The organism is Citrobacter europaeus (assembly GCF_037482245.1).
Lineage (GTDB): Bacteria > Pseudomonadota > Gammaproteobacteria > Enterobacterales > Enterobacteriaceae > Citrobacter > Citrobacter europaeus.
On record NZ_CP148085.1, the window covers coordinates 18,965 to 44,471 of the forward strand.

The 25,507-nt window shown below is 51.8% G+C and carries 43 protein-coding genes; 40 read left to right on the plus strand and 3 right to left on the minus strand.

Going from position 1 to position 25,507, the window contains the following annotated elements:
* Positions 1-88: 88 nt before the first annotated feature.
* Genes WHR59_RS24150 through WHR59_RS24160 form a run of 3 tightly spaced genes read left to right on the plus strand, consistent with a single transcriptional unit; the run spans position 89 to position 1,200 of the window.
* Positions 89-433, plus strand: a complete 345-nt coding sequence (locus tag WHR59_RS24150; RefSeq protein ID WP_004187406.1) for a hypothetical protein — start codon at positions 89-91, stop codon at positions 431-433.
* Positions 434-457: 24 nt separating this feature from the next.
* On the plus strand, positions 458-616 hold the full coding sequence (locus WHR59_RS24155) for a hypothetical protein (protein WP_004187405.1): 159 nt from the start codon (positions 458-460) through the stop codon (positions 614-616).
* Positions 616-1,200, plus strand: coding sequence for a hypothetical protein (locus tag WHR59_RS24160; protein ID WP_015059997.1), 585 nt, complete (start codon positions 616-618; stop codon positions 1,198-1,200). The genes WHR59_RS24155 and WHR59_RS24160 overlap by 1 nt, the downstream gene beginning before the upstream one ends.
* A 305-nt stretch (positions 1,201-1,505) precedes the next feature.
* On the opposite strand, the gene WHR59_RS24165 is transcribed toward WHR59_RS24160, so the two are convergent.
* A complete protein-coding gene (locus WHR59_RS24165; RefSeq protein ID WP_004187400.1) occupies positions 1,506-2,051 on the minus strand; it encodes a hypothetical protein in 546 nt (181 codons plus the stop codon).
* Positions 2,052-2,191: 140 nt separating this feature from the next.
* On the opposite strand from WHR59_RS24165, the gene WHR59_RS24170 reads away from it, so the two are divergent.
* The 17 genes from WHR59_RS24170 (at position 2,192) to WHR59_RS24250 (ending at position 10,767) form a co-directional block, all read left to right on the plus strand.
* Positions 2,192-2,653, plus strand: coding sequence for a hypothetical protein (locus WHR59_RS24170; RefSeq protein WP_004187397.1), 462 nt, complete (start codon positions 2,192-2,194; stop codon positions 2,651-2,653).
* Positions 2,650-2,898, plus strand: coding sequence for a helix-turn-helix domain-containing protein (locus WHR59_RS24175; RefSeq protein ID WP_004187394.1), 249 nt, complete (start codon positions 2,650-2,652; stop codon positions 2,896-2,898). Before WHR59_RS24170 ends, WHR59_RS24175 begins: the two co-directional genes overlap by 4 nt.
* Positions 2,891-3,478, plus strand: a complete 588-nt coding sequence (locus WHR59_RS24180) for a restriction endonuclease (RefSeq protein WP_004187392.1) — start codon at positions 2,891-2,893, stop codon at positions 3,476-3,478. The genes WHR59_RS24175 and WHR59_RS24180 overlap by 8 nt, the downstream gene beginning before the upstream one ends.
* Positions 3,475-3,960 carry a hypothetical protein gene (locus tag WHR59_RS24185; RefSeq protein ID WP_004187390.1) on the plus strand — a complete coding sequence of 162 codons (486 nt, stop codon included), beginning with the start codon at positions 3,475-3,477 and terminating at the stop codon, positions 3,958-3,960. Before WHR59_RS24180 ends, WHR59_RS24185 begins: the two co-directional genes overlap by 4 nt.
* Entirely contained in the window at positions 3,957-4,205 is a 249-nt protein-coding gene (locus tag WHR59_RS24190; RefSeq protein ID WP_004187387.1) for a hypothetical protein, read from the plus strand. Before WHR59_RS24185 ends, WHR59_RS24190 begins: the two co-directional genes overlap by 4 nt.
* 18 nt (positions 4,206-4,223) lie before the next feature.
* Positions 4,224-4,964: a tyrosine-type recombinase/integrase gene (locus WHR59_RS24195; protein ID WP_004187383.1), complete on the plus strand. Its 741-nt coding sequence runs from the start codon at positions 4,224-4,226 to the stop codon at positions 4,962-4,964.
* Positions 4,965-5,204: 240 nt separating this feature from the next.
* Positions 5,205-6,179, plus strand: coding sequence for a plasmid segregation protein ParM (locus tag WHR59_RS24200; RefSeq protein ID WP_004187382.1), 975 nt, complete (start codon positions 5,205-5,207; stop codon positions 6,177-6,179).
* A 2-nt stretch (positions 6,180-6,181) separates the two neighbouring features.
* The gene (locus WHR59_RS24205; RefSeq protein WP_004187380.1) at positions 6,182-6,625 is read left to right on the plus strand and encodes a plasmid partitioning/stability family protein; all 444 of its coding nucleotides are present in this window, start codon (positions 6,182-6,184) and stop codon (positions 6,623-6,625) included.
* A gap of 9 nt (positions 6,626-6,634) precedes the next feature.
* Entirely contained in the window at positions 6,635-7,198 is a 564-nt protein-coding gene (locus WHR59_RS24210; protein WP_019725065.1) for a phospholipase D family protein, read from the plus strand.
* Positions 7,199-7,315: 117 nt separating this feature from the next.
* A complete protein-coding gene (locus tag WHR59_RS24215; RefSeq protein ID WP_004187377.1) occupies positions 7,316-7,822 on the plus strand; it encodes a hypothetical protein in 507 nt (168 codons plus the stop codon).
* Positions 7,815-8,294, plus strand: coding sequence for a hypothetical protein (locus WHR59_RS24220; protein WP_004187375.1), 480 nt, complete (start codon positions 7,815-7,817; stop codon positions 8,292-8,294). The genes WHR59_RS24215 and WHR59_RS24220 overlap by 8 nt, the downstream gene beginning before the upstream one ends.
* Before the next feature lie 28 nt (positions 8,295-8,322).
* A complete protein-coding gene (locus WHR59_RS24225) occupies positions 8,323-8,733 on the plus strand; it encodes a hypothetical protein (RefSeq protein WP_004206907.1) in 411 nt (136 codons plus the stop codon).
* Positions 8,734-8,850: 117 nt separating this feature from the next.
* A complete protein-coding gene (locus tag WHR59_RS24230) occupies positions 8,851-9,114 on the plus strand; it encodes a hypothetical protein (protein WP_004187372.1) in 264 nt (87 codons plus the stop codon).
* A 21-nt stretch (positions 9,115-9,135) separates the two neighbouring features.
* Entirely contained in the window at positions 9,136-9,498 is a 363-nt protein-coding gene (locus WHR59_RS24235; RefSeq protein ID WP_004187371.1) for a DUF3085 domain-containing protein, read from the plus strand.
* 121 nt (positions 9,499-9,619) lie between these two features.
* A complete protein-coding gene (locus WHR59_RS24240) occupies positions 9,620-10,069 on the plus strand; it encodes a JAB domain-containing protein (protein ID WP_004187369.1) in 450 nt (149 codons plus the stop codon).
* A gap of 44 nt (positions 10,070-10,113) precedes the next feature.
* Positions 10,114-10,380 (plus strand): helix-turn-helix domain-containing protein, encoded by a 267-nt coding sequence (locus WHR59_RS24245; RefSeq protein WP_004187367.1) that lies wholly within the window; start codon positions 10,114-10,116, stop codon positions 10,378-10,380.
* A gap of 63 nt (positions 10,381-10,443) precedes the next feature.
* Positions 10,444-10,767 carry a DGQHR domain-containing protein gene (locus tag WHR59_RS24250; RefSeq protein ID WP_019725063.1) on the plus strand — a complete coding sequence of 108 codons (324 nt, stop codon included), beginning with the start codon at positions 10,444-10,446 and terminating at the stop codon, positions 10,765-10,767.
* On the opposite strand, the gene WHR59_RS24255 is transcribed toward WHR59_RS24250, so the two are convergent.
* A protein-coding gene (locus WHR59_RS24255; protein ID WP_095033700.1) for an IS1-like element IS1B family transposase occupies positions 10,761-11,458 on the minus strand; the annotation gives its coding sequence in 2 pieces (ribosomal slippage) (positions 10,761-11,209 and positions 11,209-11,458; 699 coding nt in all). The genes WHR59_RS24250 and WHR59_RS24255 overlap by 7 nt on opposite strands.
* Before the next feature lie 73 nt (positions 11,459-11,531).
* Between WHR59_RS24255 and WHR59_RS24260 the strand changes: the two genes are divergently transcribed.
* From WHR59_RS24260 to WHR59_RS24325, 14 genes are all read left to right on the plus strand, one after another.
* Positions 11,532-12,503, plus strand: coding sequence for a DGQHR domain-containing protein (locus tag WHR59_RS24260; protein ID WP_019725165.1), 972 nt, complete (start codon positions 11,532-11,534; stop codon positions 12,501-12,503).
* Between the two features lie 607 nt (positions 12,504-13,110).
* A complete protein-coding gene (locus WHR59_RS24265) occupies positions 13,111-13,290 on the plus strand; it encodes a hypothetical protein (RefSeq protein ID WP_004187364.1) in 180 nt (59 codons plus the stop codon).
* A 72-nt stretch (positions 13,291-13,362) separates the two neighbouring features.
* Complete coding sequence (locus tag WHR59_RS24270) at positions 13,363-14,223, plus strand: DUF4942 domain-containing protein (RefSeq protein WP_015059998.1); 861 nt, start codon at positions 13,363-13,365, stop codon at positions 14,221-14,223.
* A gap of 189 nt (positions 14,224-14,412) precedes the next feature.
* On the plus strand, positions 14,413-14,751 hold the full coding sequence (locus tag WHR59_RS24275; RefSeq protein WP_004187354.1) for a hypothetical protein: 339 nt from the start codon (positions 14,413-14,415) through the stop codon (positions 14,749-14,751).
* 97 nt (positions 14,752-14,848) lie between these two features.
* On the plus strand, positions 14,849-15,079 hold the full coding sequence (locus WHR59_RS24280; protein ID WP_004187345.1) for an Hha/YmoA family nucleoid-associated regulatory protein: 231 nt from the start codon (positions 14,849-14,851) through the stop codon (positions 15,077-15,079).
* A gap of 297 nt (positions 15,080-15,376) precedes the next feature.
* The gene (locus WHR59_RS24285) at positions 15,377-15,613 is read left to right on the plus strand and encodes a hypothetical protein (protein WP_011154457.1); all 237 of its coding nucleotides are present in this window, start codon (positions 15,377-15,379) and stop codon (positions 15,611-15,613) included.
* Between the two features lie 84 nt (positions 15,614-15,697).
* The gene (locus WHR59_RS24290) at positions 15,698-16,108 is read left to right on the plus strand and encodes a DUF1380 family protein (RefSeq protein ID WP_004187342.1); all 411 of its coding nucleotides are present in this window, start codon (positions 15,698-15,700) and stop codon (positions 16,106-16,108) included.
* 61 nt (positions 16,109-16,169) lie between these two features.
* Positions 16,170-16,475 carry a hypothetical protein gene (locus WHR59_RS24295; RefSeq protein WP_004187339.1) on the plus strand — a complete coding sequence of 102 codons (306 nt, stop codon included), beginning with the start codon at positions 16,170-16,172 and terminating at the stop codon, positions 16,473-16,475.
* Between the two features lie 200 nt (positions 16,476-16,675).
* Positions 16,676-17,116: an antirestriction protein gene (locus WHR59_RS24300; RefSeq protein WP_015059999.1), complete on the plus strand. Its 441-nt coding sequence runs from the start codon at positions 16,676-16,678 to the stop codon at positions 17,114-17,116.
* Between the two features lie 43 nt (positions 17,117-17,159).
* Positions 17,160-17,444: a hypothetical protein gene (locus tag WHR59_RS24305; RefSeq protein ID WP_004187337.1), complete on the plus strand. Its 285-nt coding sequence runs from the start codon at positions 17,160-17,162 to the stop codon at positions 17,442-17,444.
* Between the two features lie 154 nt (positions 17,445-17,598).
* Positions 17,599-17,820 carry a hypothetical protein gene (locus WHR59_RS24310; protein ID WP_004187336.1) on the plus strand — a complete coding sequence of 74 codons (222 nt, stop codon included), beginning with the start codon at positions 17,599-17,601 and terminating at the stop codon, positions 17,818-17,820.
* A 71-nt stretch (positions 17,821-17,891) separates the two neighbouring features.
* On the plus strand, positions 17,892-18,326 hold the full coding sequence (gene ssb / locus WHR59_RS24315) for a single-stranded DNA-binding protein (protein WP_019725164.1): 435 nt from the start codon (positions 17,892-17,894) through the stop codon (positions 18,324-18,326).
* Between the two features lie 55 nt (positions 18,327-18,381).
* Positions 18,382-18,693, plus strand: coding sequence for a hypothetical protein (locus WHR59_RS24320; RefSeq protein ID WP_004187333.1), 312 nt, complete (start codon positions 18,382-18,384; stop codon positions 18,691-18,693).
* Positions 18,694-18,825: 132 nt separating this feature from the next.
* Positions 18,826-19,362 carry a hypothetical protein gene (locus WHR59_RS24325; RefSeq protein WP_004187332.1) on the plus strand — a complete coding sequence of 179 codons (537 nt, stop codon included), beginning with the start codon at positions 18,826-18,828 and terminating at the stop codon, positions 19,360-19,362.
* Between the two features lie 501 nt (positions 19,363-19,863).
* Here WHR59_RS24325 and WHR59_RS24330 read toward each other — a convergent pair.
* Complete coding sequence (locus WHR59_RS24330) at positions 19,864-20,259, minus strand: hypothetical protein (protein ID WP_019725163.1); 396 nt, start codon at positions 20,257-20,259, stop codon at positions 19,864-19,866.
* 34 nt (positions 20,260-20,293) lie between these two features.
* Here WHR59_RS24330 and mobA point away from each other — a divergent pair, with 34 nt between their 5' ends.
* Genes mobA through icmT form a run of 6 tightly spaced genes read left to right on the plus strand, consistent with a single transcriptional unit; the run spans position 20,294 to position 25,501 of the window.
* Complete coding sequence (gene mobA, locus WHR59_RS24335; protein ID WP_172740549.1) at positions 20,294-20,821, plus strand: plasmid mobilization protein MobA; 528 nt, start codon at positions 20,294-20,296, stop codon at positions 20,819-20,821.
* Positions 20,808-22,787, plus strand: a complete 1,980-nt coding sequence (gene traI / locus WHR59_RS24340; RefSeq protein ID WP_004187323.1) for a TraI/MobA(P) family conjugative relaxase — start codon at positions 20,808-20,810, stop codon at positions 22,785-22,787. Before mobA ends, traI begins: the two co-directional genes overlap by 14 nt.
* Positions 22,788-22,800: 13 nt before the next feature.
* Entirely contained in the window at positions 22,801-23,301 is a 501-nt protein-coding gene (locus WHR59_RS24345) for a DotD/TraH family lipoprotein (protein ID WP_004187320.1), read from the plus strand.
* Positions 23,298-24,077 (plus strand): type IV secretory system conjugative DNA transfer family protein, encoded by a 780-nt coding sequence (locus WHR59_RS24350; RefSeq protein ID WP_004187315.1) that lies wholly within the window; start codon positions 23,298-23,300, stop codon positions 24,075-24,077. The genes WHR59_RS24345 and WHR59_RS24350 overlap by 4 nt, the downstream gene beginning before the upstream one ends.
* Positions 24,078-24,087: 10 nt before the next feature.
* The gene (gene traJ / locus WHR59_RS24355) at positions 24,088-25,251 is read left to right on the plus strand and encodes a plasmid transfer ATPase TraJ (protein ID WP_004187313.1); all 1,164 of its coding nucleotides are present in this window, start codon (positions 24,088-24,090) and stop codon (positions 25,249-25,251) included.
* A complete protein-coding gene (icmT, locus tag WHR59_RS24360) occupies positions 25,241-25,501 on the plus strand; it encodes an IcmT/TraK family protein (RefSeq protein WP_004187310.1) in 261 nt (86 codons plus the stop codon). The genes traJ and icmT overlap by 11 nt, the downstream gene beginning before the upstream one ends.
* Positions 25,502-25,507: the final 6 nt, after the last annotated feature.

Below are 25,507 nucleotides of genomic sequence, written 5' to 3' on the forward strand. Positions count from 1 at the left end.
CTAAATCTAAATATTTATAATATACGAATGAAACCTAATTTATTAGAGTGTGGTTATTCAGTAAACAACGGCAAGCGGAGTGAATGGTATGGAATATGAAGCGTACAAGGTTCGCGGCTACGGCTTCGGACTGAAGAAAGAGATCACCGGCGTGCTGGGTCGTTACCCCACGCAGGAAGAGGCGCAGAAGGTCGCGGACGACTACACGCAGGCCTGCCTGCCGGATAACCTGCCGGACAGCTACGATATGGGCATGGTCCGGCCGGTCGCTGCCGGCGAACCTGCCGCCCTCGATACGGACGTTTTTCGCGGTCCGGGCGCGCCGTTCATGATGGATGCCGGCCAGCTAAGCACAGGTCAAACCGTATGCCTGGGCAAAGCGGCGGATGGAAAACGGTTTTATGTCGGCGGGGAGCATTCCGGTGGCCAGTGAACAATGTTTAACAGAGAGGGGGTTATGATGCGTCAGGGGGTGATTTCTGCCGTTATATATTTACTGCTGGCAATGCTGGTCATGATCTACATGCCGGAGGGTTACTCCGCGATTAGCTGGGCCATAGGCGCGGTTGTGGTTGTGACGCTGATTTATATTCGTGCCCGTAAAGGAGAGGATTGATGGCCACCAAGCATATTAATGACGAGCTCTGGCATCGTATTGAAGTTCTGACCGTCCGGGCAAATGCCAGGCAAAACCTGATCCGCCCGGTCAAAGAAGCGGACGTGCTTCATCTGGTTCTGCAGCGTGGCCTGGAGCTGCTTACAGACGACGATCTGCTGCAGCTGGGCAAGTACCGCCGGCCCATAGGATTTGTGCTGCGTCGGCCGGGCATGGAGATGCTGAAGCTGGACACACTGAGTATGGCTGACGCTGCTACTATCCTCATGCGCAGCGGACCGGCAACGCTGTGCATCTGGAGTCGTGACGATATCCTGCGGCAGGCCAGTGAAGCGGTGATCCGCGAACGGCTACCGGAAATGGCCCTGCTGTCGGAGGGGGATGACCGGGCCCGGTTCCAGACGCTGCTGCCTGGCGTCTGGAATGCCGCGAACCGGGGCGAAACGGCCGTGATTTCCCTGCGTGCTGACAATGCGGATCTCGCTATTGCACGCATCACTGACCTGATGTGCGAATCCCTGCTGGGTTATAAGGGGCAGCGGGCATACCGGGCAGGTGAAAACGAACAGGGAGAAGAGTCATGAACATGCGAGGCATTCTTTTTGTACTACTTCTGGGAGGTCCGGAGCAAAAACGTGCAGCAGCTGGACAGTCGTGCTGAGCTGACCGGAGATGAGATCAGTGCAATTCAGAAACTGGCCGCGGACAGTTCTCGGACCGACATTTGATGAAATGAATAAGGATATACAAAAGGAGCCCAACTGGTGAGGAAGGGCTCCTTTTAATTACTAGACGTTTTTACTACTTAACTTTCTGTCGGAGTAAACGGAAAATTAATTTGTTAATCACTGTCAGTATAAGTACCCGATAAACGTGGTGCAACTCCGTATCAGAAATTACCGCCAGTGCTTGAATCCAGCGCCCTGAACAGGGCTTCATGAGCGGCATCCAGAAGGCGTCCAGGCAGAAGGACATCATTCACGCGGTAACTCTGACCGTTCTGTGTGGTCACGGTGAGGTAATATTGATCGTCAAACTGCCTATCGGCACCGATATGCACAATGTTGGACGTGTCGATCCAGCACAGGTTTGTGCCTTCCACAGGATGAAGAGGTTTGATTCGGCCTTTCAGCCATTTCTGCGGGCGTCCCGGCCAGGATTTAATGGTAATGCCGTGCTTATAGTCGCGGGTTCTGGCCACAAAGGCCGCTACTTTATCTTCATCCATCTCTTTTGCTGAGGTGTTCTCCTTGAAGTAGTACGGATTGAGGTTGTATTGCAGCTCTTCAAATAGCTTCATATACGTCACCTGATCATCCAGGCTTTCCCCCTGATTTTTCAGGCTGCTGCCCCAAACTTCTTCCAGATTGGCTTTCAGCGCCAGCGTGACCGCCTCAAATTCTTCCTGATGTTTATCGTAGTAGTTGATATCCATCGCGTCTCCTGTTGTGTTTATGGCGAATTTGCGGAAATAATATACATAAAAAATGTTCAAATATGAACATTTTCAGGCTATAAATACAGGCAGATTATAACAGGCCAGTCCACCAGGATTCGGCCAGGAGCTGAGTACGCATGATAAAGAAACCACTTATTGCCGGCATCATGCTGGTTGTGGCGCACACCGCCGGCGCTGCGCAGGTTGATGATACCAATCTGCAGCAGATTTATACCGAGGCGGGCATTCAGGGTATATGCAGCGCCGGGATGCTGGCTGTGCCGGAAGGGGCCAGAGATGAAGTTGTCCCGCAGAACGTCAGACACCTCCTGGTTCAGTGTGCCTATTTCGACGAGCAGCAGTTGCGCCGGCGTGCCGGCCTTCCGGCTCAGACATTTAGCCACTGGCGTGACCGCAATGCGGTCCTTAATCTGTCGTCTGACCAGGTATCTGATGCGCTCTGGCTGTCAGCGTGGCGTGATTTCCGGGCACAACTGGCCTCGGCCTACCCGGCCCCGGCGGAAAAAAAGGCACAGGGGAAAGAGGCCGTACCCGCCGGCACGAAGCCCGGCACTGAGCATGGGAGTGCGGCGGATTGACCGGCTTTGACTTGATCCTGTGGCGACGGGGCCTGAACTGGACCCAGGAACGCGCCGCGGCTGAGCTCGGTATCAGCCGTACCAGCCTGGTAAAATATGAGGACGGTGAGACAGTACCCCGGACCATACAACTTGCCACCGTCGCGCTGACGCTGAAAGCGGAATGGCCCACCCTGAAAACCATGAGCAAAGACAGGCTGCTGCGGCAGCTGAAGTATGAAGTGCTGAGGATCGATAATGAATGAGTCCATCCATGTTGTCGGCTCTTTTATCCTTGCGGGTATCCTGCTGTATGGCCTCTGGCAGGGTACACGGCGACGCCGGCGCCGGCACGAACGGAAACAGGCCAGCGCGGTACGTGTGATCGATAAAATTAATACGTTTCCGCATTTCGGGCAGAAAATTGCCTATCTGCGCAAGATTGACCCGTTTGTGTTCGAAGAGCTGCTGCTTGAAGGCTTTGAACGCCGGGGCTTTGAAGTGATCCGTAACCGCCGGTATACCGGTGACGGCGGGATTGATGGCCGTGTGAAGATTGATGGCCAGACCTGGCTTATCCAGGCCAAACGCTATACCAGCTATATTGCCGTTGGCCACGTCCGTGACTTCAGCGACCTGCTGAACGCCACCGGTGCCCGCGGTTTTTTCTGCCATACCGGCAAAACGCGCGAAGGCACCAAATCGCTCATTCGCGGAGACAGCCGCATGATCCTGGTCAGTGGCCAGAAGCTGCTAGACCTTATTGCCACCGATGCGCCGTTTATCCCGTATCCGGGATACCGGCCACCGACCGAAATGGTTCATCCTGAACAGGAGACAACATGAAATTCAAAGGATACGTCGCCGCCCTGCCGGCACTGCTGCTGACAGGGTGCGCCATGCTCCCCGGACAGCCCACCGATTATGACCGCTTCTGTAACGTCTCAGGCATCGCCAGCCACGGCGAAACCTACCGTGTCAGTGACAGCCAGGATTTCTGGTTAACCCCGAACGGCCGCTATCTCAGCCAGGCTGAGTACAGCAGTCCGGCAGATACGCTTCAGAAACTGACGGGCGTGGTCAGTGGTGAAGATCCTGACCAGGTGCGGAAGAACGCCGTCAGGGTAAGGGTGTTCCGCGTCGAGAGTGAAAACAGCCATAAAGGTGCGTGCCTGCCTGTGCGTTATGACGATAATGGCGCACAGCGTAAAATGGATTCACTGACTAACGGCCGCCGTATGGTGGTATTCAGTGAAGATGAAGGTCAGTCTGGTCAGCAGATTTACAACAAAAGTCGTGGTACAGGATTCAGTTACAGGTTGTTATGAGTGGATTGAAAGGCCGCCGAATCAGCGCGGATATGTTTGCTATGATGTTAAAAGTATCTGCCGGGCAGCTGGTTTTTGCAGCCCGGCATGACAAGCCTTTACGCGGACTGACCCTACCCCCTTACAGAATCGAAGGCGGGAAAAGCTGGAGCTCGACCGCCTCCACCCGCAGTATGACGTTTGATATGCAGGATGCGGTCGAATTCAGCGAGAAATTTCATAAAATTCAGTCGCCTGACGGCTGATTAGCGGATTTTAAAAAATTGAACACTTTCCCCCTGCAAATTTCCCAGAATTCACGTAGCGACGCCATCGGGACCGGGCGCGTGACATATGCCTACTTCGATTATGCCGATGCGCTGGCGCTGCGGGAGATGGCCAGCCAGGCTGATTTACCCAAATACCTGCTGGCCCCGGAGGTGTCGGTGTTTCTGCGGTATGTGCCAGACCTGCGCCAGCAGGTCCTTTTCGATACCCTCTGGAACACGGGCGCGCGTATTAATGAGGCGCTGGCGCTGACCGGCGCCAGCTTTCAGCTTGACGGTTCCCGGCCGTTTGTCCGGCTGAAGACGCTTAAACAGCGTCAGCGTGGCCGCGGCAGGCCGGGCAAGGATGAAGAGGTGTTCCGTCTTGTTCCTCTGACCGATCCTCAATATGTCAGGAAGGTGCGTGAATTTCTGACCACCCTGCGTATTGGTAAACAGCAGCTGCTCTGGCCGGTGCAGAGTGATAACACGCCGCGTAACTGGATCAGGAAGGCACTGGACCTCGCAAAACGTGACTCTGTCACTTTTAGTATCCCTGTTACCTGCCACACGTTCCGTCACAGCTTCTGTATGCACCTGATCCAGCATGGGGTTCCGCTGAAAGTTGTACAGGCTTATGCCGGGCATTCCCGGCTGGAAACCACAGAAACCTACACGCGCGTGTTTGCGCTCGATGTTGGTCGTCAGTATGGCGTCCGATTCAGCCTGCCAGACAGTCATTTAACGCTCCCGGAATAATCTGTATCCCTCCCTGATATTTCCGTATAAATCTAAATAAATCCCTTTTCTTTCTATGTCAGACCGTTTTCAGGACGGTCTGACCGTCTTTTGTTGATTTTTATTCGGTATTTTTCTGTATTTTTCTATATTGGTGCATCTTTTTGTCTTTACACGTCAGCAGAGATGCGTAATAATCCATTTGAAAGCTGTATTTTTCCTGATTTCTACGGTTTTTTTCTAAATAATGTGAGGTTCAAAATGCGTATTTTTGTTGATGACGGTTCCACCAACATCAAACTGGCCTGGATGGAAGAAGGCGCAGTGAAAACGTTGATCAGTCCGAACAGCTTCAAGCCCGAATGGTCCATGACATTGCTGACAGATTCATCGGTGCCGGCTTCCGCCAACTATGAAATTGACGGGGAAAAGTACAGCTTTGACCAGCTGAGCCCGGATGCCGTGCGCACCACGGAAACACGCTATCAGTACAGTGATGTGAATGTCGTCGCTATCCACCATGCCCTGATGCAGTCTGGCATTGAACCGCAGCCGGTTGATGTTGTGGTGACGCTGCCGCTGGGCGAGTACCTGGATGAAAACGATCAGCCTAATATGGCCAACATCGAGCGGAAAAAAGCGAACGTGAAGCGCGCGGTGGCCGTTCAGGGGCGTGAGAGCTTTACCGTGCGTAAAGTCAGCGTACTGCCAGAGTCGGTCCCTGCAGGCTTCAGTGTGCTGAAGGATCTGGACGATCTGGACTCCCTGCTGATTGTGGATATCGGTGGAACCACGCTGGATATCGCGCACGTTCGCAGCAAAATGTCCGGATTCACCAAGACGCATTGCGATCCTAAAACCGGCGTATCCATCATCACCGAAGCCGTAAAACATGCACTGGATACCAGTGTGAGCACCCGTACCAGTTCGTATTTTGCCGACCGTCTGATCCAGGCGCGAAATGACGAAACGTTTCTTTCCCGTTACCTCCAGAATGCTGACCAGCGGGCCCAGGTGATGAAGGTACTGCATGAGCGGGAAAAAGCCCTGACGCACCGTGTCACCGATTCAGTTGGCCGCTTTGCCGGCTTCACGCACGTCATGGTTGTCGGTGGCGGTGCCAGCCTGGTCGCCGGCGCAGTGAAGCAGGCCACGGGGGTGAGTGACGATCGTTTCTTCGTCAGTGATAACCCGCAATTCGATCTGGTTCTGGGTATGGTGGCAATGAAGGGCTGAGTATGACTGATAACCGTAAGTGCTCGTTTTATATCTACCCGGAGCGCAATGCGGCGGACCGGGTAGCCGACGGCTTTCTTGAGAAACTGCCTCAGAAAGAGCGTGGCCGCGCGATGCGCGCCATGATGCTCTGTGGTGCCGCGTTGATGAAGCAGGACGAACGCCTGCCGTTCCTGATCGCTGAATTCCTGACGGAGAGCACCACGATGCAGGATATTCAGCGGATCATCAGCAGTACGCTGCCGCAGCAGGATACAGGAGAAATGGCGCGTCTGGTTGAGGCGTTTCTGCAGGCCACCGGCGGTGGCAGCAATACGGTGTCGCCGGCAGGCGGCGCTGCGCCGGAAAACAGTCCCGCCGTGGCTCCCGAACCGGCAGCACCGGAGGATAAGAATCTGGAAGAAACCCGTAAGAACGTCCAGCATCTGTTCCCGGATGATGATTAAGGGGGCTGCGTGAAAAAATATGTGCTGTTAACCCTGACCCTCATCGCCGGCGCCGTGGCAGCAAACCCGGTAACAGCGGCCGGCAATATTGCCGGCGATGTCCAGGCGCAAGCTGCGACTGAAGTGAAAACCGGGTTTTCACCCGGCGGGACCGCATTAAATCTGGTTCTGGATTCAATCGACCACGCGCAGCATGAGATTCTGGTTGCCGCGTACAGCCTGACCAGTCGTCCTGTTGCCGGCGCGTTGCGTGCCGCAAAAAAACGGGGCGTATCGGTGGTGGTGGTGGCCGATCGCAAAGCGAACGACAACCGGTACACCGAAGTGAACTTTCTGGCCAATAACCGCGTGGCGGTGCGGATCAACGATAACTACGAGGCCATGCATGATAAATTCATGGTCTTTGACCGCCGCGCCGTATTGACCGGCTCGTTTAACTTCAGCGCCAGCGCAGACAGTCGTAATGCGGAAAATGTGGTGCTGATCAGCGGCGCGCCTGCAGTAACTGAAGCCTACGTGAACGAGTTTTCCCGTTTATGGGACGAAGGAAAGGACGTGGCTCCACGGTACTGACCTACAGCAGCGGCAGAAACTCTGCCGCCTGATTTTTAACTTGATTTATATGGCTCATTCGTCGTATTATCAAGGCTCATTTTTCGGTAGCGCCCCGACTGGCGAAGGAGTAAAACCATGCAATCATTCCCCCTGTTCGTTTCCCGTGTCGTTCCTGTGATCACCCTGAGCCATTGTCTGCGGCAGCGGCGCTGGTCCCTGCACAACACGCCATGCCAGATTGACCTGAGATCAGGTTGTCACCTGCGCTCACAGCCTTTCGGCACGCTATCCAGACGGGAAATAAGCGACCGGCCACCGGCTATGCCCCGCGGTTACTGGTTCAGGCAATGCAGCCGGGATGTCATGTTTACGGGGCGCATCGATCAGGCAGATCCTATGAAACAGGTCTATTACAACGAAGGCTGGAGCGGTCCGAACAAGTATACGTTTGAAGTTTATCAGCTGGAGAACGGGAGTTACCGGGCGCTGGCCCGCAAATGGAATGGCAAAATCAACAAGGTGCAGCAGGAAACGCAGTACCTGTCTGACACGCGGGAGGGGCTGAAGCACCAGGACTATCCCCGCACGCGCCAGGTGAAAATTTTTCTGAATTCAGACTTCTGGGAGAAGGGTAATGATTAAGATGGTTAGCGTCGTTCCGCAGCCGGAAACAGTGAAGACGCTCCGGGAAAAAATGGGCATGACTGAAACCGCATTAGGGGCTGTCATGGGGTACGAACTGCGCGCCTGGCAGCGTAAGGAAGCTATCAGCGACGATCTCAGCCAGTACAACAAGACCAGTCTTCGCCCAGGCGAATATAACATGCTGATGCTGATCGCCGGCGTGCATCCTGATTACCGCCTGAACAGGGCATTCAGTCCTGATGATATGGTCAAAGATCCCGCCACGGCCGAAGACGTTCGCCGCCTGCGTCTGGCGCTGGGGCTGAAGCACGCTGAAATTGCAGCGCTGTTTGGCTATAAACCGGCGTCATGGCAGACCAAAGAAAAGGCTGCTCAGCGCGGCGTAAAGCTCAAGACCGGGGAATTCAATTTCCTGTTACTTCTGGCCGGTGAGCATCCGTCACTGCAGCTGGTTGAGAAGGCGAAATAAGGCCCGCGGCGACCAGAGAGGACCCTTTATGATCACCACACGCCGAATGTTAATGCTGTATGCCTGCCTTGTGCCCGTAGCCCTGACAGGGTGTGATCTGGCTGATTATTTCCCGAATGTGCCACAGCCCGTGCCCGTGATTTCGCCCGGCTATCAGGTTGATATCGATGGCCACCCGGTCCGAATATCAGGATTTGATGACTGTCCGCGGGAAAAAGATGAAGCCCGGCACGCAGCTGCACAAGATGAGAAAGGCTGCATTGTGCTGTCTGCAGAGCGTTCCGAGGTGAAGGTCAGACTGTATCAGCCAGCCGGCGCCGTCACCGAAACCTGGCGGATCATCCGGGAAAAAGACGCTCGCCAGAACGATATTATTCGCCTGCAGCGCCCGAACGGTGCGCTTGTGATGCAAAATTTACAGGGGAAAGAGTCTCCTTAAACCAGGGAAATAACAAAATTAACTTGATTTATATGGCTCATTAGACGTATAATAATTACATCGAAAGGCAATCCGGTCTTTCGACGGTAGCGCCCCGACCGGCGCAGGAGTCACCTTATGACTGCTCTCAATTCTCAGCAACAGGCTGATGTTGCCCGCTATATCCGGGAACATGGCAATAAAACCGTTATTTCCCCTGAATGGTCACTTATTTATTTCTCGCTGTGTCAGTGTGAATTACATCAATCGCATGAAGCCATTATTTTTCATAATGGCCGACCTGCAGGGCTATTTATTCTGAATGAAACAGGCGAGCTCACCGAATTATATCTGCTGGGGTCGCTTTCTGACATTCTCACCGCCGCTGCGGTCAACAAATAGCTTTCAGGGAGTAAATACACTATGACCATGCAATCAGAACTTGTTTTTACTGATCCTATGCTCAACGTCGTTATTGCTGAAGTTAAGCGTTTTAATTGCCCGCTTCTTTTTGTCAAAGATCATGGCGTGTATGTGATGGCGGCGAAAGGTGAGAAAAACAGTAATGGGATGCACAATGTCTGTTACGCCAATGGTTTTAATCCGGATACAACGGATTTTGACGAGCTCTGGGACCGGATGCGTGATGCCTGTGGCGGAGATGATTTTTGCGAATCCCTGGAGCTCGATCCGAGGTCGATTGAACTTCTCAGCCGTACCAAACCCTGCCTGAAAATTATGCTTTCAGAGACGGAACTGGAAGTTATTGCAGGGGGACAGAAATAGACCATAAAAGCCCGTTAAATCGGGCTTTTTTATATTTCACTGTATTTACATCTAGGACAAAATGTCCTATTATATATTTGTGGCCGGGCATGGTGCTCAGGTCCCCTAACGAGGGAAATATATGAAATTTTCAGCAGAAGAACTCAACATTATCCGCCAGGCGGACGCCATTATTGCCGGTAAAATTACCACAACGGATTTTATCACCGGCGCCGACGCCGCGCGTTCCTTACTGCGGTTTCGTCTTGCTGCAGAACCACGCGAATCATTCTGCGCGTTCTTTCTTAACTGCCACAACGGCGTGATTGCGTTTGAAGAACTGTTTAAGGGAACTATCAGCAGCGTCACCGTTCATCCGCGTATCGTCCTGCAACGCGCCCTGCATCATAATGCCGCCGCCGTGGTACTGGCGCATAACCATCCTTCCGCTAACACTACACCCAGCCAGGCTGACAAGCTGATCACCGAGCGTCTGGCGCAGGTGCTGGGGATGGTTGATGTCAAAGTCCTCGATCACCTGATTGTGGGCGGCAGCGATATTTACTCTTTTGCTGAACATGGTCTGATTTGATAACCGCGGCCGCACAGTGGTGCGGCCGGCTCTGGAGGCTTGCTATGGGCAATAAATATACCGTGCCGCTTAACGTGGGCGCGATCCGCGAAAGCTGTTTCCGTCCCGCTGATAAATGGACCCCGCCGACGGGGGATGAACTCCGCTATCTGCTGGAAAATGTGCTCAACCTGAGTCAGGAGGGACTGGCGCGACATGTCGGCGTGAACGGCAGAACGGTGCGCCGCTGGGTGAACGGAGAAAGTGACATCGCGTATTCCGTCTGGTGCGTCCTTTGCATCGATGCCGGCTTACCGCCGATCTGGAAATAGCAGCGCAAAACACCGACGCGCAAACGTGCTTCCTGAACGTATCGGATATACGAAGGAAATATTATGAATACTGATAACTATTTTTTCAGAGTCCCGGCCACACGCGGAATACAGGGCGGCATAGAACAATACATGCTGACGGTTCCTATGGTCGTGTTACGTCGTATTCTTGCAATGGACAATGATGGCGATGTTATGGATCGCAGCCAGCGAGAAGCGAACAAAACGCGGGCCAAAAAAATACGGAATTATGTTGCCGGCGCAACATCAAAACGAGCTCCCTATATTTTGCCGTCAATTACCGGAAATATTGATAGTCATGTTGAATTCCTTCCCAGCGAACTCTCGCCGGCAGTGGGGATTCTGGTAATGACTCCAACTTATTGATAGTGTTTTATGTTCAGATAATGCCCGATGACTTTGTCATGCAGCTCCACCGATTTTGAGAACGACAGCGACTTCCGTCCCAGCCGTGCCAGGTGCTGCCTCAGATTCAGGTTATGCCGCTCAATTCGCTGCGTATATCGCTTGCTGATTACGTGCAGCTTTCCCTTCAGGCGGGATTCATACAGCGGCCAGCCATCCGTCATCCATATCACCACGTCAAAGGGTGACAGCAGGCTCATAAGACGCCCCAGCGTCGCCATAGTGCGTTCACCGAATACGTGCGCAACAACCGTCTTCCGGAGCCTGTCATACGCGTAAAACAGCCAGCGCTGGCGCGATTTAGCCCCGACGTATCCCCACTGTTCGTCCATTTCCGCGCAGACGATGACGTCACTGCCCGGCTGTATGCGCGAGGTTACCGACTGCGGCCTGAGTTTTTTAAATGGCGGAAAATCGTGTTGAGGCCAACGCCCATAATGCGGGCGGTTGCCCGGCATCCAACGCCATTCATGGCCATATCAATGATTTTCTGGTGCGTACCGGGTTGAGAAGCGGTGTAAGTGAACTGCAGTTGCCATGTTTTACGGCAGTGAGAGCAGAGATAGCGCTGATGTCCGGCGGTGCTTTTGCCGTTACGCACCACCCCGTCAGTAGCTGAACAGGAGGGACAGCTGATAGAAACAGAAGCCACTGGAGCACCTCAAAAACACCATCATACACTAAATCAGTAAGTTGGCAGCATCACCGGGATTCTTAAAATTCCGATGGACGCTGATTTAAAATTATTCGATGGCCAGCACCGTGCGCTGGGTATTTTTGAATTTGTACGCGATTATTCCAATACGGAAGATACGATCAGCTTGTTGCTTACCGTTGGCCTGCCACTTGAGTTACGCCAGCAGTTTTTCGCTGATATTAATAACAACGCGAGCAAACCGGCAGCGGCGATCAGTATGGCATATAACAACAATGATCCGGTCAACCAGCTGGCAATGCATCTGGCCCGAACCGTCACCGGGCTGGCGGGCACAGTGGATTTTGAACACAACGTGGTCCCGGCGAAAAGCTCACGGCTGATCAGCTTTAAAGCACTGAACGATGCGACGAAAAAAATGCTCAACCTGCGGGCCAACAGCATTCCCTCGACGCAACAGCGTGATATGGCAGAAAAGCTCTGGACTGCCTGGGCACAGGCGATGCGCTGGAATGATATTGCCCAGGATGATATCGCTGCGGAGTACCGTCAGGAGGCGCTGGGACTGCATGGCATCATGATAAATGCGATCGGTATGGCAACGGCCAGGATGTTACGGCACAGAACACCTGAAAGCATCGAGAACCTTCTGGCCTGTGCGGAAAACGGAGACAACGGTTTTCATTATCGGGAGTCGTTTGTACCTGAGTGCTGGGAAGGGAAGTGTGTTGATCCGGAGACTGGCACCATTAAAACTGACCGGCGGGCGCTTGAAGCAACGGCTGAAGCGCTGCAAAAGCTGATAGACCCGTTCGCAGATGCGCTGTGGTTGCGTGCTTATCTGCCAGTTGAAGAGGCGAGTGATACGGCATTACTGAAATATGCTGCTGACATCGAGAGTTATAAGCAGCGCACAGCCGTGCCGATGATCAATATCGTGGAGAAGCTGAAGGCGCTGGGTGACGGCGAACCGCAGTTCAGAGCGTCGGTGCTGGCTTCCCGTGAGGGGCTAAGCCGCTATCTGGCCGGGGCTGAAGGCTGACGCGGTGGTTGCCGCCTGCAGGGCAATACGGGCATCGAACCCGTATTGCCCTGAAACGCGCTGAGCCGCTCTCTGGGCGCGCATTTAAAAAACCTGTACCCATCATCGTTTTTATGTCTTTGACGAGTCCTGCCCCCTATTCTGGCCTTTTCTGATGTGATCCCGCCCTGGTGTCTGCAAGTTAACTTAATTTTGACGCCCGCACAGCGTGTCTTCCCTGTTCATTTCTGCTCAGTTGCCGGCGTTTTCTGGCTGGCCTGTCGTACTAAAACACCTCTGGGCCCCTTCGGCTCCTGCCCGTCGGGCAGTCGTCAGCCACACTCCGCTAGCCAGGCAAAGCCTGGCAGCTCCGCCGAACCCCCTGCGGGGTTTCGGGCTATCGCTAGTGTCTGATGCCTGAACCCCTGCACCATGCCGGCAAAGCACCTTCATCGGGCTGATGGGGATCTGAAAAGCAAAATTTACAGGGAAAGGAGTTCAGGAAAAAACAAAGAAAATTAATCAGATAACGCTTGATTGTTATGGCTCATTAGACGTATAATGATCACATCGAAAGGCAATAAGGCTTTTCGCGGTAGCGCCCCGACTGGCGCAGGAGTAACAAATTATGAGTAAAGCACTGACCCCCTCCCAGCTTAAAGCTGAACTGGAAACGCAGAAAGATGCGCTGCTGAAGGCGTGCCTGTATGCCCTCAACGAAATCCCTAACCGTCGTTTAAGTGGCCCGTATGCGTCCACGTATGCGCTGGCCGAGCAGGTCAGTAAACTGCTTCAGCGCTGCAAATAATCATTGATGGGCTGGCATTGCCAGCCCTGTTCACCCCTTACGGTAGCGCCCCGCATGGCGCAGGAGTCTGAAATGTCATCTGAAAAAACTCTCCCGTCGGTCGATCTGATGTCCTGCCAGCATGGCGGTGAAGTGATCCCGTCCATAGCTATTGAGCGCATTATCTCGTTGCGGAATGAAGGTATTCGCGTCTATCTCGACGGCATAGACAAGCTGCGAAAAGCGCGCGATCTGATGCAGCAGGCCGGAGGCTGTCAGTACCTGTATGACTACGACAAAGCCGTAGAGAGCGCGATCAAATGGAGCGACACCAGACCAGACCAGGCCGAAACGGCTATTTCCCGCGTTATCGACGGAAAAATCTGGGATCGGCTGATGTCGGAAACCGGCATGTATACGCTGATGAGCAACAAACAACGTCAGGAATGGGATCGGCAGGTGGCAGGCGAGGAAATGCCGCCGATAACGCTGGAGAACGTTATGAGTACGTTCCGGCACCTGAACGCAAGCAAGGCCGATACTTTCACGCAAGGGCTGATTGATATCTTTAAATCCCTGTCGTGGGATTATAAAACCAATAACCCCTGCATGTTTGGCAAGCGTATCATCATCGCGCCGTTGCTCGATGTCTGGCGCAGTAGCTGGGTGCGCTTCAGCTCAGACGGGCACACCAAAATTGACGATCTGGCGCGGCCGTTCTACGTGCTGGACGGGCGTAACGTGCCTGATTACCGCGTTTCTGACGGTGCCAAACTGGATGCCTTTTTCAGTGAAAACCAGTTCAACGGTAAGGTGTTCGAGTGTGATTACTTCAGCGTGCGATATTACAAAAAGGGCAGCGCGCACATTACGTTTAAACGCCCGGAGCTGGTTGAGAAGATCAATAATCTGGTTGCCAGTCACTATCCCGGAATGTTACCCCCTCGCGTGTAATGCAGACGGCAGGCCGCATTTGCGGCCTGAAATATAAACAGGGAAAGGAAGTATTCCCCGGCCTGAAAAAATCATGCCGGGCATGTATTTATTGCTTGATTAATATGGCTCATTAGACGTATAATAATCACATCGAAAGGCAATGAGGCTTTTCGCGGTAGCGCCCCGACTGGCGCAGGAGTAATAAATATGGCTATTCAATCCCTTCAGTTCCGTAACGGCTCCGTTTCTCTTGGTGATGTTTTTGTTTCCAGCTGGGGTTATGAGCAGACAAATACCTGTTTTTATCAGGTGATCGCCCTGCGCGGTAAGAAAACCGCCGTACTGCGCCGCATCGCTGCGCAGCAGGTGAAAGCAGACAGTGCAATGTCTGGCGAGTTAAAGCCGGTATTGAACGACTTTAAAGGCGAACCCGTGACCCGTCGCATCTGTGAAAACCATGAGCATCCGTCTGTCAGCATTGACGAGTACGAACAGGCTTATAAGACCGATCCTAACGAAAGCCATTTTTACAGCACCTGGGGCTGACCGCCTGCTACGCCCCGCAAGGGGCGTATAGTCGAAGACTTATTCAACCAAAACGTGAATACTATGCGAAATAACAAGGCGCTCAGGACGCAGATACATGGCGGAAACAGTTTATCAGGCGCGGAGGCGTTTTTACCTTCTCCGTTTTCGGCGCAGTCGTAACCCGGACACACTGGAAAAAATGTACGAATCCATGCGGGATCGTGGACAGGTGCCGCCGGAGGACACCGAGGCTTTTGAGGCTGCCGCCGACCATCGCCGCGCAGAGCTGGCATCGGGACGCATCTGGGATAAGATCCCGCCGCATGTCTGGCAGTATGTAAAATAATCACAGCGCCCCTACACGGGGCGTTTTTTTGCTTGCATATATGGCTCATTAGACGTATAATGTTTTTACTGATTCAAATCAGTACCTTCCTAAACAGCCTTACAGGTGCATTATGACCTCTTCTGAAATCCTCCATAACCTCCCTCAGATTATCACGGCCGTGGCCGCCCTCATTACAGCCATTACCGGGCTGATTAAAGTCATGAAGGATAAAGGTAAGGACTGAACCGCCGCAGGGGGCGACAGCCCCCTGCATCCCTAACCGGCAGCGCCCCGACTGGCGCAGGAGTAAAAAAAGTGACAACGCTGCATATTCGAGAAATTCCCACTGATGGAGCGCCGCCTATCTGTGCAGGCCGCTCAATCTCAGATGATGACCTTTGCGCCTCATGCCAGCATCTCGACTATCGCCCTGGGCACCTCAGCGCCTGCCTGCTGTCAGGTTGCGGGCGTGACGACTGGCCTTCAGAACTGGATGCAAACGGCTACAGCGTTGCCTGTAGCAGCTATGAGCGTGAAAAATCGCTTGATTAATATGGCTCATTAGACGTATAATTATCACATCGAAAGGCATCCGGTCTTTCGCGGCAGCGCCCCGACTGGCGCAGGAGTTTTACAATGCACGGTAACGTAAATGAAATTTGCGCAAGGCTTCTCGATAGTTTTGATCCACAGCAGCGGATCAGCCTGCTGATCTGGACTGCTGAAGATGTCCATGACTGCACCAGTGATATGAACCTCACTGACGATGAGGCCGAAGCCGTTCTGGCAGAAATCGCGGAATGCAGTTCACACAGCCGTTATGGCGTCGGAAAAGATACCGTCTGGAGCCTGGCAAAGCAGGTGCGCGAAGATGCCGCCCGCGATCGAAAAATAGAGGTCAATGCCGAGGCGCTGCAAAAAGTCGTGGCGCTGGCGGCGCAGTTTATCCGGCTGGAAGAAATCCAGTCTGGTGAAGGAGCTGCACGCCGACTTTATCCGCAGGAGTCTGAGGCGCTGGAGTGCATCACGAAGGTGATTAACGGCTAATTCACGCAGTAACGCAGCGAACTTTCACGGTAGCGCCCCGACTGGCGCAGGAGGAAAAAACATGTCCCAGAATGAAGCCTATTACGACACGCTGGCCCTGATTGAAAAGGGGCAATGGTGTTTCGGCAGTATGGACGAAGAAAACGAAGAGCGGGCAATCAAGGCCGCTAAGGCGCTGGCGCTGTTTGCGCGCCTGAATGAGCAGGACTGCGACGGACACCCGGTTTCCGAAATCATCGTTGATTTTATCGCTAACCTGATGCACCTGGGGGAAGCGATAAATTTTCGTGTGCTCGATGAAGAAAGCGCGGTGATCCCGTTGGTCAGGATCGCCGCCGTACACTTTAACGCTGAAACAAAGTCATAGTAATCATGTGAATCAGAAGGGGGCAGGCGTGATCCTGCCCCCAAAAATGGACAGGGGAAAGAGTTCTCCCGCCTGAAAATATTCAGGCAGGCGGGAATTTTTTGCTTGATTAATATGGCTCATTAGACGTATAATAATCACATCGAAAGGCAATCCGGTCTTTCGACGGTAGCGCCCCGACTGGCGCAGGAGTACAGAAAATGTCTACTGAACTGAATCAACCCGCCATCACTGCACGCATTATCCCCAATAACCGCCGCATGGCCTTTCTGCCACGTCTGTTCGGCGCCTGGTATCTCACAGGTGAGGCCGGTGTCTACAACCTCGCACGCTCTCTCTGCGTCGATTATCAAGGCGGTTCCTGGGAGTTCGTCGAACTGTCTTGCGGTAGCGGCTTCATGTACCCACTGAGCGCAGAGCGCTTCACGGTATCGGTTAGCGGTAACTGGTTCGAAGGGGAACTGTCCGCAGAAGCTACCGGTATCGTGCTGACCCTGTTCACCCTGAACCACATGATCTGGCACGCACATGATGAAGGCTATCAGCACATCTGCGACATGCTGATCACCCAGCAGGAAAAGCTCAAATTATATGCCGACCAGCACGCCGAAGCCGGTTTGATTTACCGCGCGATTGACTGAAACGGCGGCCCCCGTGAGGGGGCCAATACTGACAGGGGGAAAAATGTTAACACTAACTGATATTCGCGCCAGCAATACGGTGCTGGTTACGGAATTTGGCGGCGTGCGTGCTGTGCATTTCTGTCTGCATGAAAAATTAAGCGGTAGCGACAACGATCTGTGGTTTCCGCTTGCCAATGGAGCCGACCTGTTCGAGGCGCTGGAAAGCATTATGTGCATCAATTTTGCCGCTGCTAACGTTGTCTCGCTGGAGTTCCTGCGGCAGAACGGGAAGTGCAAAGACTACCGGATCACCTACAACAAGGCCAAATTCAAGCCATTAGGTTAGATGTCTGGCATCATTTGATGTTCATATTTGAACAAAATTAAATAAAAAAAATACGTCTGATGAGTTGATAAAATGGCTCATTAGACGTATAATTATTACATCGAAAGGCAGTTGAGTCTTTCGCGGTAGCGCCCCGACTGGCGAAGGAGTTGAAATGAAAGAAGCAGACCAAAAAAAAGTGAATGCCGTAATGGCAATTGCTGATTATCTCGGTGTGAAAAATCAAATCGAGGTGATCGAATACTCAGCCGAATCAGTGCAGGTTGAGTGGCGAAATCCTAAAACAAAACAGCTTATTCATCGTGATTACACTTTTGCAAATTCCTTTGTAAAAGACTTTGAAAAAGCCCTGAAATCGAACGTGAAGTTTTACTGAAAAAGAGGGGGAGAAATCCCCCTTAATCCTCCCATTTTTTACTGATAAACATCAAATATATGAGGTGTATTATGTGGAAACGTGGCGAAAACAAAGTGATTCTGATGGGGCGTGCTGGCAAAGATGCAGAAGTGCGTTACACCCCAAACAGAACGGCCATTGCGAGCCTGACGCTGGCTACAGAAATCAGCTACAGCGACAACGAAGGGAAGGAGCAAAAAGAAACGGAATGGCATGATATTGTCATTTTTGGAAAGAAAGCCGAAGCAGCTGGGAAGTACTTCAAAAAGGGTATGATGCTGTATTTTGTCGGGCGCATTCGTAATAACAAATGGCAAGGGACAGACGGCAAAATGCGCAGCAATAAGGAAATTGTGATCGATAATAACGGCGAAATGCAGATGCTGCCGGGAGCTGGGCCACGTAACACCAGTGCAGAAGGCCAGGGAGGCATTGAAAATCATGATGAACCGCCGTTCCCGGATATGAATGATTACCCGCAGTGAGTATTTGAGTTAGAACGGCCCGCAGGACGCGGGCCGCCAATCCAGAGGGGGGAGTATGAATATCAGTGAACAATATCGGGTGGCGGTCGTCAGTACCGGCCATGTAAAAAAAGAAGACGCGGAACTACTGGACAAGGTCTGTAACGATGACTTGTCCGGTCAAGGTTTGTTCTGGATCGAGAAAAATCGCTATGGGTGGATATTGCGTATTTCTGCTACTGAACAATGGCGAGTGGAATTAACCAGGGCGGGGATCAGTGCAAGTGCTTTGGATAATATAGCCGCGTTAAATGGTGCCGGGTTCGACTGGATTTGGTTTGACCGGGATGCGGAACAGGTGCCAGAACTGACCGTTTGGGAGTGGTAAACCGGTTAAAAATTTGCCTCGAAAAGGGGCATTTTTTTCTTGCCTGAAATGGCTCATTAGACGTATAATAATCGTGAAGTTTAAAAGTGGATATTGATTAAAACGCTCTGTAAATAACGTGGAGAGAATATTATGGCGGCCTTATACCCTTATGAGGTTTATACCCTTATTGTGTCAGAATTAATCGTAAGCCATTTTAATGATGTCGCTATGGTATATCCGGGAAGCGAAGAAATTAAAAAGAACTACGACAGTGAATTAAGTGCTGTACAGGTAGTTAATGGCATCAGAGAAAAACTGATTGAAGATGGTGTTATACAGTGCGAACAGTGCCCACTGCTATCCGAGTGGGATGAGAACAAGGTTATCAACCAGCTAATTAAAGATTACCGCCTGATTCTCAATCGTGACTATGAACTAAACCGTGTTCGTCAGCAGCTGGCCCCGGAGCTGATCGCACAGATAGAAAACTGGAAAGAGCAGAAGTATTCCGATTCTGCGAAGGAATACGAGGTGCTCTATGAAACCATCAACATCAACGGAAAGGAGGTTACAGGCAAACTAAACGTAGTTGCAGTAAGTCGCTTTGATGCTGTTTTCATCGTAGGGCAGCGTCACGCTAACGATAACTTTTTGGTTCTGGATGTGAAGGAGGTGATGAATCATTGAAATCCAGAAAAGGTGCCGGATTGCGCCAACAATCCGGCTGGGTAGGCAATTTAAATTGTGAGGTTCAAAATGCCATTGTGGATTATACACTATGCTGAAGATGTCGCAAACGGAGTGCAAACAAAGTCGCATCCGATGAACGCAGCGCAATGGGATCACTTCCGTTTCTGGTTGGCAGTGTTCCGGCGGATTAAAGAAGCCGCAATGTAATCTGTAACTGTCTCAGGGGCGCTGTATGCGCCCCTTTTTAATATCCTTGCCCGGACTCCTTTCCCTGTAAATTTATCGGGATCAAGGGCGGATCGTGGCCCTGAACGTGCGCACCATTGAGCGCTGCATCGCAGCGGAACCGGAAAATTTTTTTCCGGCCAATGAGTGCCCTTGTCACCGGAACGGTGACAAGTATGCACGCACAATTACACGAACAGGCAGCACCCATGCCCGGCCTGACAGGCCGGGAGCTATATCATAATGTGGGATGCTATATGTGAAAGGTGAAGGTTAATACTGCGGACCTGAAGCGTCAGGATTCTGAGCGGTAGAGCTATTTTGTGTGCGCTGCTCTTCGTCAACTCCAGTGATTTTTTTTCGGCTGTTGCTGGTTCTTTTTTTTCCAACTCGTCCGGCAGTAATGTCCTTGATATCACGTAATGTAACGTCTGAAAAACCCGCATCGTTGAGGAATTTCAGTATCTCTTTATCTTCATATCCTTTCGAATCTTTCAGCTTCTTAATGTCAGACTTAAGCTCGTCGAGTACGTGCTTTTTCTCAAGCCTTTCCGACGTCACATCAGGCAAGTCGTCGAGAATGCTTTTGAATTTTCCGATGTCCTCACTGCTATAAAATGCTTTCTTTTTTGCAGGCATATGCCCTCCCAATAATGTCAAAATCGCCATGCCGAACCGGAGAAAATCGACCCAGGCTATTCGGGTGATTTTACATGATGCCCGGCACGATTCAATTGCTCTGCCTGCCAGGCCCTTCGCTGCTGGCTTTCAAACCTCGCCGATGGTAGAATTCAATGAGGTATTTAAGTACGGGACAAGATGTGTTTTTGGAGTACCGCCGACACGCGGCGGCCGTCCAAAAACGTCTTGGTCAGGGCAAGCCCCGACACCCCCTAACGAGGTTAGCTATCTGATGAGCCGTAGCGAGAGCAGAAAAACAGACGATCGAATCCAGGTGAGATGTTCCACAGAAGTGAAAGCTAAACTCACCGAAAAGGCCCATGAAGCAGGGCTTAGTCTTAGTCAATATCTTATCAAATCTGGGCTTGGAAAGCGCATTCAATCGAAAGGCAATTACAATGCACTTGCCGCTCTTGTAAAGATAACAGCCCTTCAAAAACATCTGTTTAACGAAGGTGCCGGAGTTCATAGCAAGGAGTATTCAGAGATTCTGATCGAGGTCAAAAAGGCCGCACAGAAACTGCAACAGGAGATGGATGGTGATACCTAAAATCATTGAGGGCCGAAGGGACAAAAAGTCCAGCTTTGGTCAGCTGATTAAGTACATGGCAGACAAGCCGTCTCAGGAGTTGACTGATACAGTTCAGCCTACTCCTGAGACGGCTTTGGCTGTTAAATCAGATATGTTCGAAGGGTTAAACAATTACCTGACCCGTAAGCAGAAAGTGATCAGCACACCGGTGGATGTTGAGCCAGGTGTACAGCGTGTTGTGGTTGGTGATGTTACCTGCCAGTACAATACCTTCTCGCTCGATGGTGCAGCACAGGAAATGAATTCAGTTTCTCAGCAAAGCACACGCTGTAAAGATCCAGTTATGCACTATGTTCTCTCATGGCCTGACTATGAAAAGCCGAATGATGATCAGGTTTTCGATTCGGTGAAGTTTACACTGGCATCGATGGGCATGTCCGATCACCAGTATGTTGCTGCCATCCACCGGGATACAGATAACCTGCATGTGCATGTTGCTGTTAACCGCATCAATCCCCAGACATATAAAGCAGCCTCATCGAGCTTTACCAAAGACACTCTTCATCAGGCGTGCCGCTTACTGGAATTGAAGAATGGTTGGTCCCATTCAAACGGTGCATATGTGGTTAATGACCGTCAACAGATTGTCCGGAACCCTCACAGCAAGAAAGAGCGGGGCAACTGGCGCTCACTCGATCGCATCAACAAGATGGAGAATAAAGAGGGGGTTGAAACGCTCTATCGCTATATCGTTGGTGATGAACAGGTAGGCGGTAGTCGTCAAAACTTGATCCATGTTTCAGCTGGGCTTCGTGAAGCCAAAAGCTGGGATGATGTGCATAAGACATTTGCAGACATCGGTCTTCGTGTCGAAAAAGCACAGGGGAAAAAGGGCTACGTCATTACCCACGAACATCAAAACCAGAAGACGGCTGTTAAGGCGAGTCTGGTATTTAACAAGGCGCAATATACCCTGAAGTCGATGGAAGAGCGCTTTGGTGAATACCAGCCTTCACATATTGAACCGGCCAAAGTATCGGTATTTAAAACCGCATATACCCCTGGTGCTTATCGTCGAGATGCCAATAAACGTCTGCAGCGTAAAATTGAGCGCGCAGAAGAAAGAATGCTGCTCAAGGGTCGCTATCGCGCCTACCGAAACAATTTACCGATATATTCTCCGGATAAGGATCGCATCGCCGATGAATACCGGAAAATTGCCCAACATACCCGGTTGGTGAAAAATAACGTCCGGCATTCTGTTTCAGATCCTCATACCAGAAAGCTGATGTACAACCTGGCTGAGTTCAAACGCCTGCAGGCGGTTGCCAATCTGCGTCTTAGCTTGCGTGAAGAACGCAACGGCTTCAGGGCGGCTAACCCACGGCTTTCTTACCGGGAGTGGGTCGAACAGGAAGCACTGAAGGGTGATAAGGCAGCGCTCAGCCAAATGAGGGGCTTTGCCTATTCCTCCAGGAAGAAGGAGAAGTATAAACAGCAACTGGTTGAGCAGATCGGGTTCAACCGTACCTTTAACGCCATCACCAGTCATGATCGTGATGATGTGGCCGTAATGGCCTCAGCACGTCATGGTGTCAAGCCACGGCTTTTGAAAGACGGTACTGTTATCTTTGAGCGCGACGGTAAACCGGTAGCGGCTGATCGTGGTCATATTGTGCTGACAGAAAGTAATGGAATCGACAAAGAGAAAACGGCTGACCTTGCAATTGCATTAACGATTGCTGGTAAAGCCAAATCTGTTCGTGTTGATGGTGACGGCGAGTTTAAGGAACTGTGCTGTAATCGTATCGTCGATGCAGCTGTGAACCACAATCACCCTGTCGCGCAGGGCATTACCTTCACAGATGCCGCTCAGCAGGCGTATGCTCAAAACGAGAAACATCGTTTGATTCGTGAGCAAAATAATAGTAAAAATGAAATGCAATTCAGAAGTGAAAGCGACGACAAATTCAATCCGAAGTAAAATGGAGTAAGAAATGAAAATCAAAATGCAAACGGTCCTCGCGGCCGTTTCTGTGTTAGCTCTTGCCGGGTGTGCCTCTCAAAGCGAAAAGGAAAAACAAATCTCTGCACAGCAGCTGGTAGATCAGGAATTGCGTGAGCAAGCCATTAAGATAAAACTCGCACAGGATGAGCTTTACCAGGCTGGAGCCATTAACAGGACCCGTTACAAATTCCCTACCATTATCAATGCAAACAGTCAGTATGTTCGTGTGAGCTGGCAGGGTGATGCTTACGAATTACTGGAGCAACTGGCTAAACAGCGTGGCCTTCAATTCACCAGTCAGGGGATCAAGTTACCGCTTCCACTCAATATCGATGTTGGTGGTTCGAAGGTTACGTTTGAACAGTTGCTGACCCTGATCCGACAACAAACGCAGTACCGTGCCACCATCAACCAGAAACCCGGTGAACTGCAGCTGCTTTACCTCACACCATCGAAGAAAGGTTCATTCCTCAGAGGGACCCGCCCATGAAACTTAAACTGATCGTGCTTCTGACGTTACCGCTGCTTGCTGCGAACGTTGCACGCGCGGACGACTCCGATGTTAAAGGCCTGGATTACTACATGGACCCGCCAAGCCAAAGTGACGATGAGGCCGATGTTACTGGCAGTATGCTAAACGACGCAGCGCACACCATTGGATTTCGCGGCGGAAAGGCAGAACGCGCTAAAGAAATTCGCGCCGCGCTGGAAAATCAGCGCAGCAACCTTGATTACATGTATTCGTTCCAGCCGCTGATCTCTTCTGAAGGCTACCTGCCTCCGGTCATTGCTGAAGCTAAAGACGTTGCACACATTACCAATGAGCAAATCCGAACGGCCAACCGTGCCTATGACATTGTGGTGCCGGCGCGCTTTGTCAGTAACCCGCCGACCTGGAAAAGCTATCTTCTGACCGGGCTGATGGCGCAGCGGATCGAATTGCCTGAACCGGCTGCAATGCCGAAGGACGGGAAACAACGTGATATCTGGAAAAAAGCTGTCGCGCTGGGCTGGTCTGACGGTCGCCAAAAAGCTGATGAGATATTCACTGCTAATTTCAATCGCCTCACACGGGATTACACCGGCATGTTGCGCTACAGCACGCTACTGCAGCAGGGCATGATTAAGGCTCCAGTCATCACACAGCAGCAGCAAACAGTTACAGGGGATAAAAACCGCCTCATGCTGGGCGATAAAACGAAACGTATGAAGCAGCAAGCTGAGTTTGACATCAACAAACGCAGCTGGAAACCGACCATACGTTAAGGGGCAGTAGATGGAAGCATTCAATTTTGGTCCAACGCTGACGCCCCAGACGCTGGAACGTTTTCTCGTACACTGCTCAAACAATGAAGTGTCCGATATTCTGTTGCAGGGCGGAGATAAAATCTGGGTAGAACGTCATGGGCGCCAGTTGCCCATGACATCTTACCCGCTCGACAACCTGGAGCTGGAACGTACCGTTGATAAGGTGTTCGGTCAGGAGATCAAAGGGACGCTGAAAAGTGCTGCGGTCGTTAATACCGCTATCCAGCTAAGAGGTGATGAAGCGGGCACGATTGGACTCGGCCGCGGCGAAACCCGCCGGTTCCGCGCGAACTTTACTCAGGCCGATATTTATAAAACAGAAGCGGCAATGTCTCTGACACTCCGTGTTCTGAATGAGGTTATTCCTCAGCTTAAACAAATGGGTATTGAGCCGGACCTGTTTAATTCTCTGTTGCCGGCTGCCGGCCTCGGACTGATATGCGGCGAGACGGGATCGGGCAAGTCAACCCTGATGGCCAGCATCTTCCAGTATTGCGGTGAAACGTACCAGGACCGGAAAATCATCACGGTTGAAGATCCCATCGAGTATCGCCTGGGAAGTCGAGACTGGATTGCGCCGGCGCCGGCACAGTCACAGATTGGGCGCGATATTGATTCCTTCCACAATTTTATCACTCTCTCCGGGCTCCGTCGTTCTCCGAAGATTATGGGGGTTGGTGAGCTCCTTAACCGCCTGTCATTTGAAGCTGCTGTACTGGCAGGTAAATCCGGCCACTTTTGTCTTGGCACACTGCACGTCAAAACGGTCGGAGAAGCCATTTCCCGATCATTGCAGAACTATCCGCCGGAAATGCGTGAAGCTGCCGCCTTTGACCTGCTGAGTATCCTTTCTTACATCATCGTGCAACGCTTGCTTAAAACAAAAGACGGCCGGCGCAAGGCTGTCCGTGAATATCTCGTCATTGATAACAGCCTGCGCCGCAAACTCTATGACGTTGATTACAGCAAGTGGGGCCGCTACATCGACGACCTGTTGATCGCTGAAAACCGCAGTCTGATTCAGAACGCCTGGGCAATGCACCAGGAAGGTTTGATCGACGAAGCGGAAGTCATCGAGGTCGCAGGATATATGGACTATCTGGCGTTAAAAGAGGGCAAGTATGGACATTAACAAATGGCGTTATGCCGGCCGGCCACTGACGGTTTTTGGTGTGCCTGTTATCTCGTTTCTTGTGTACTTCATCTGGTTTCCGTTCCCGTCAGTAAAAACCTTTGTTATCTGCACCTGTGTGGTTCTCTTTTACTTTCTGCTGGCCATGATGGGCTACACGTTACCGGTGCTGTACCAGGTCATTCTCCGGGTTATCCGCGGGAAAAAACTTACCGGGCGGCCGTGGTGGTACCGGCGCTCTCAGCGATAACACATA

Coding starts and splice junctions, on each gene's coding strand:
- WHR59_RS24150 (WP_004187406.1), top strand. CDS start 89: ATGGAATATGAAGCGTACAAGGTTCGCGGCTACGGCTTCGGACTGAAG.
- WHR59_RS24155 (WP_004187405.1), top strand. CDS start 458: ATGATGCGTCAGGGGGTGATTTCTGCCGTTATATATTTACTGCTGGCA.
- WHR59_RS24160 (WP_015059997.1), top strand. CDS start 616: ATGGCCACCAAGCATATTAATGACGAGCTCTGGCATCGTATTGAAGTT.
- WHR59_RS24165 (WP_004187400.1), bottom strand. CDS start 2,051: ATGGATATCAACTACTACGATAAACATCAGGAAGAATTTGAGGCGGTC.
- WHR59_RS24170 (WP_004187397.1), top strand. CDS start 2,192: ATGATAAAGAAACCACTTATTGCCGGCATCATGCTGGTTGTGGCGCAC.
- WHR59_RS24180 (WP_004187392.1), top strand. CDS start 2,891: ATGAATGAGTCCATCCATGTTGTCGGCTCTTTTATCCTTGCGGGTATC.
- WHR59_RS24185 (WP_004187390.1), top strand. CDS start 3,475: ATGAAATTCAAAGGATACGTCGCCGCCCTGCCGGCACTGCTGCTGACA.
- WHR59_RS24190 (WP_004187387.1), top strand. CDS start 3,957: ATGAGTGGATTGAAAGGCCGCCGAATCAGCGCGGATATGTTTGCTATG.
- WHR59_RS24200 (WP_004187382.1), top strand. CDS start 5,205: ATGCGTATTTTTGTTGATGACGGTTCCACCAACATCAAACTGGCCTGG.
- WHR59_RS24205 (WP_004187380.1), top strand. CDS start 6,182: ATGACTGATAACCGTAAGTGCTCGTTTTATATCTACCCGGAGCGCAAT.
- WHR59_RS24215 (WP_004187377.1), top strand. CDS start 7,316: ATGCAATCATTCCCCCTGTTCGTTTCCCGTGTCGTTCCTGTGATCACC.
- WHR59_RS24220 (WP_004187375.1), top strand. CDS start 7,815: ATGATTAAGATGGTTAGCGTCGTTCCGCAGCCGGAAACAGTGAAGACG.
- WHR59_RS24225 (WP_004206907.1), top strand. CDS start 8,323: ATGATCACCACACGCCGAATGTTAATGCTGTATGCCTGCCTTGTGCCC.
- WHR59_RS24230 (WP_004187372.1), top strand. CDS start 8,851: ATGACTGCTCTCAATTCTCAGCAACAGGCTGATGTTGCCCGCTATATC.
- WHR59_RS24235 (WP_004187371.1), top strand. CDS start 9,136: ATGACCATGCAATCAGAACTTGTTTTTACTGATCCTATGCTCAACGTC.
- WHR59_RS24240 (WP_004187369.1), top strand. CDS start 9,620: ATGAAATTTTCAGCAGAAGAACTCAACATTATCCGCCAGGCGGACGCC.
- WHR59_RS24245 (WP_004187367.1), top strand. CDS start 10,114: ATGGGCAATAAATATACCGTGCCGCTTAACGTGGGCGCGATCCGCGAA.
- WHR59_RS24250 (WP_019725063.1), top strand. CDS start 10,444: ATGAATACTGATAACTATTTTTTCAGAGTCCCGGCCACACGCGGAATA.
- WHR59_RS24260 (WP_019725165.1), top strand. CDS start 11,532: ATGGACGCTGATTTAAAATTATTCGATGGCCAGCACCGTGCGCTGGGT.
- WHR59_RS24265 (WP_004187364.1), top strand. CDS start 13,111: ATGAGTAAAGCACTGACCCCCTCCCAGCTTAAAGCTGAACTGGAAACG.
- WHR59_RS24270 (WP_015059998.1), top strand. CDS start 13,363: ATGTCATCTGAAAAAACTCTCCCGTCGGTCGATCTGATGTCCTGCCAG.
- WHR59_RS24275 (WP_004187354.1), top strand. CDS start 14,413: ATGGCTATTCAATCCCTTCAGTTCCGTAACGGCTCCGTTTCTCTTGGT.
- WHR59_RS24280 (WP_004187345.1), top strand. CDS start 14,849: ATGGCGGAAACAGTTTATCAGGCGCGGAGGCGTTTTTACCTTCTCCGT.
- WHR59_RS24290 (WP_004187342.1), top strand. CDS start 15,698: ATGCACGGTAACGTAAATGAAATTTGCGCAAGGCTTCTCGATAGTTTT.
- WHR59_RS24295 (WP_004187339.1), top strand. CDS start 16,170: ATGTCCCAGAATGAAGCCTATTACGACACGCTGGCCCTGATTGAAAAG.
- WHR59_RS24300 (WP_015059999.1), top strand. CDS start 16,676: ATGTCTACTGAACTGAATCAACCCGCCATCACTGCACGCATTATCCCC.
- WHR59_RS24305 (WP_004187337.1), top strand. CDS start 17,160: ATGTTAACACTAACTGATATTCGCGCCAGCAATACGGTGCTGGTTACG.
- WHR59_RS24310 (WP_004187336.1), top strand. CDS start 17,599: ATGAAAGAAGCAGACCAAAAAAAAGTGAATGCCGTAATGGCAATTGCT.
- ssb (WP_019725164.1), top strand. CDS start 17,892: ATGTGGAAACGTGGCGAAAACAAAGTGATTCTGATGGGGCGTGCTGGC.
- WHR59_RS24320 (WP_004187333.1), top strand. CDS start 18,382: ATGAATATCAGTGAACAATATCGGGTGGCGGTCGTCAGTACCGGCCAT.
- WHR59_RS24325 (WP_004187332.1), top strand. CDS start 18,826: ATGGCGGCCTTATACCCTTATGAGGTTTATACCCTTATTGTGTCAGAA.
- WHR59_RS24330 (WP_019725163.1), bottom strand. CDS start 20,259: ATGGCGATTTTGACATTATTGGGAGGGCATATGCCTGCAAAAAAGAAA.
- traI (WP_004187323.1), top strand. CDS start 20,808: ATGGTGATACCTAAAATCATTGAGGGCCGAAGGGACAAAAAGTCCAGC.
- WHR59_RS24345 (WP_004187320.1), top strand. CDS start 22,801: ATGAAAATCAAAATGCAAACGGTCCTCGCGGCCGTTTCTGTGTTAGCT.
- WHR59_RS24350 (WP_004187315.1), top strand. CDS start 23,298: ATGAAACTTAAACTGATCGTGCTTCTGACGTTACCGCTGCTTGCTGCG.
- traJ (WP_004187313.1), top strand. CDS start 24,088: ATGGAAGCATTCAATTTTGGTCCAACGCTGACGCCCCAGACGCTGGAA.
- icmT (WP_004187310.1), top strand. CDS start 25,241: ATGGACATTAACAAATGGCGTTATGCCGGCCGGCCACTGACGGTTTTT.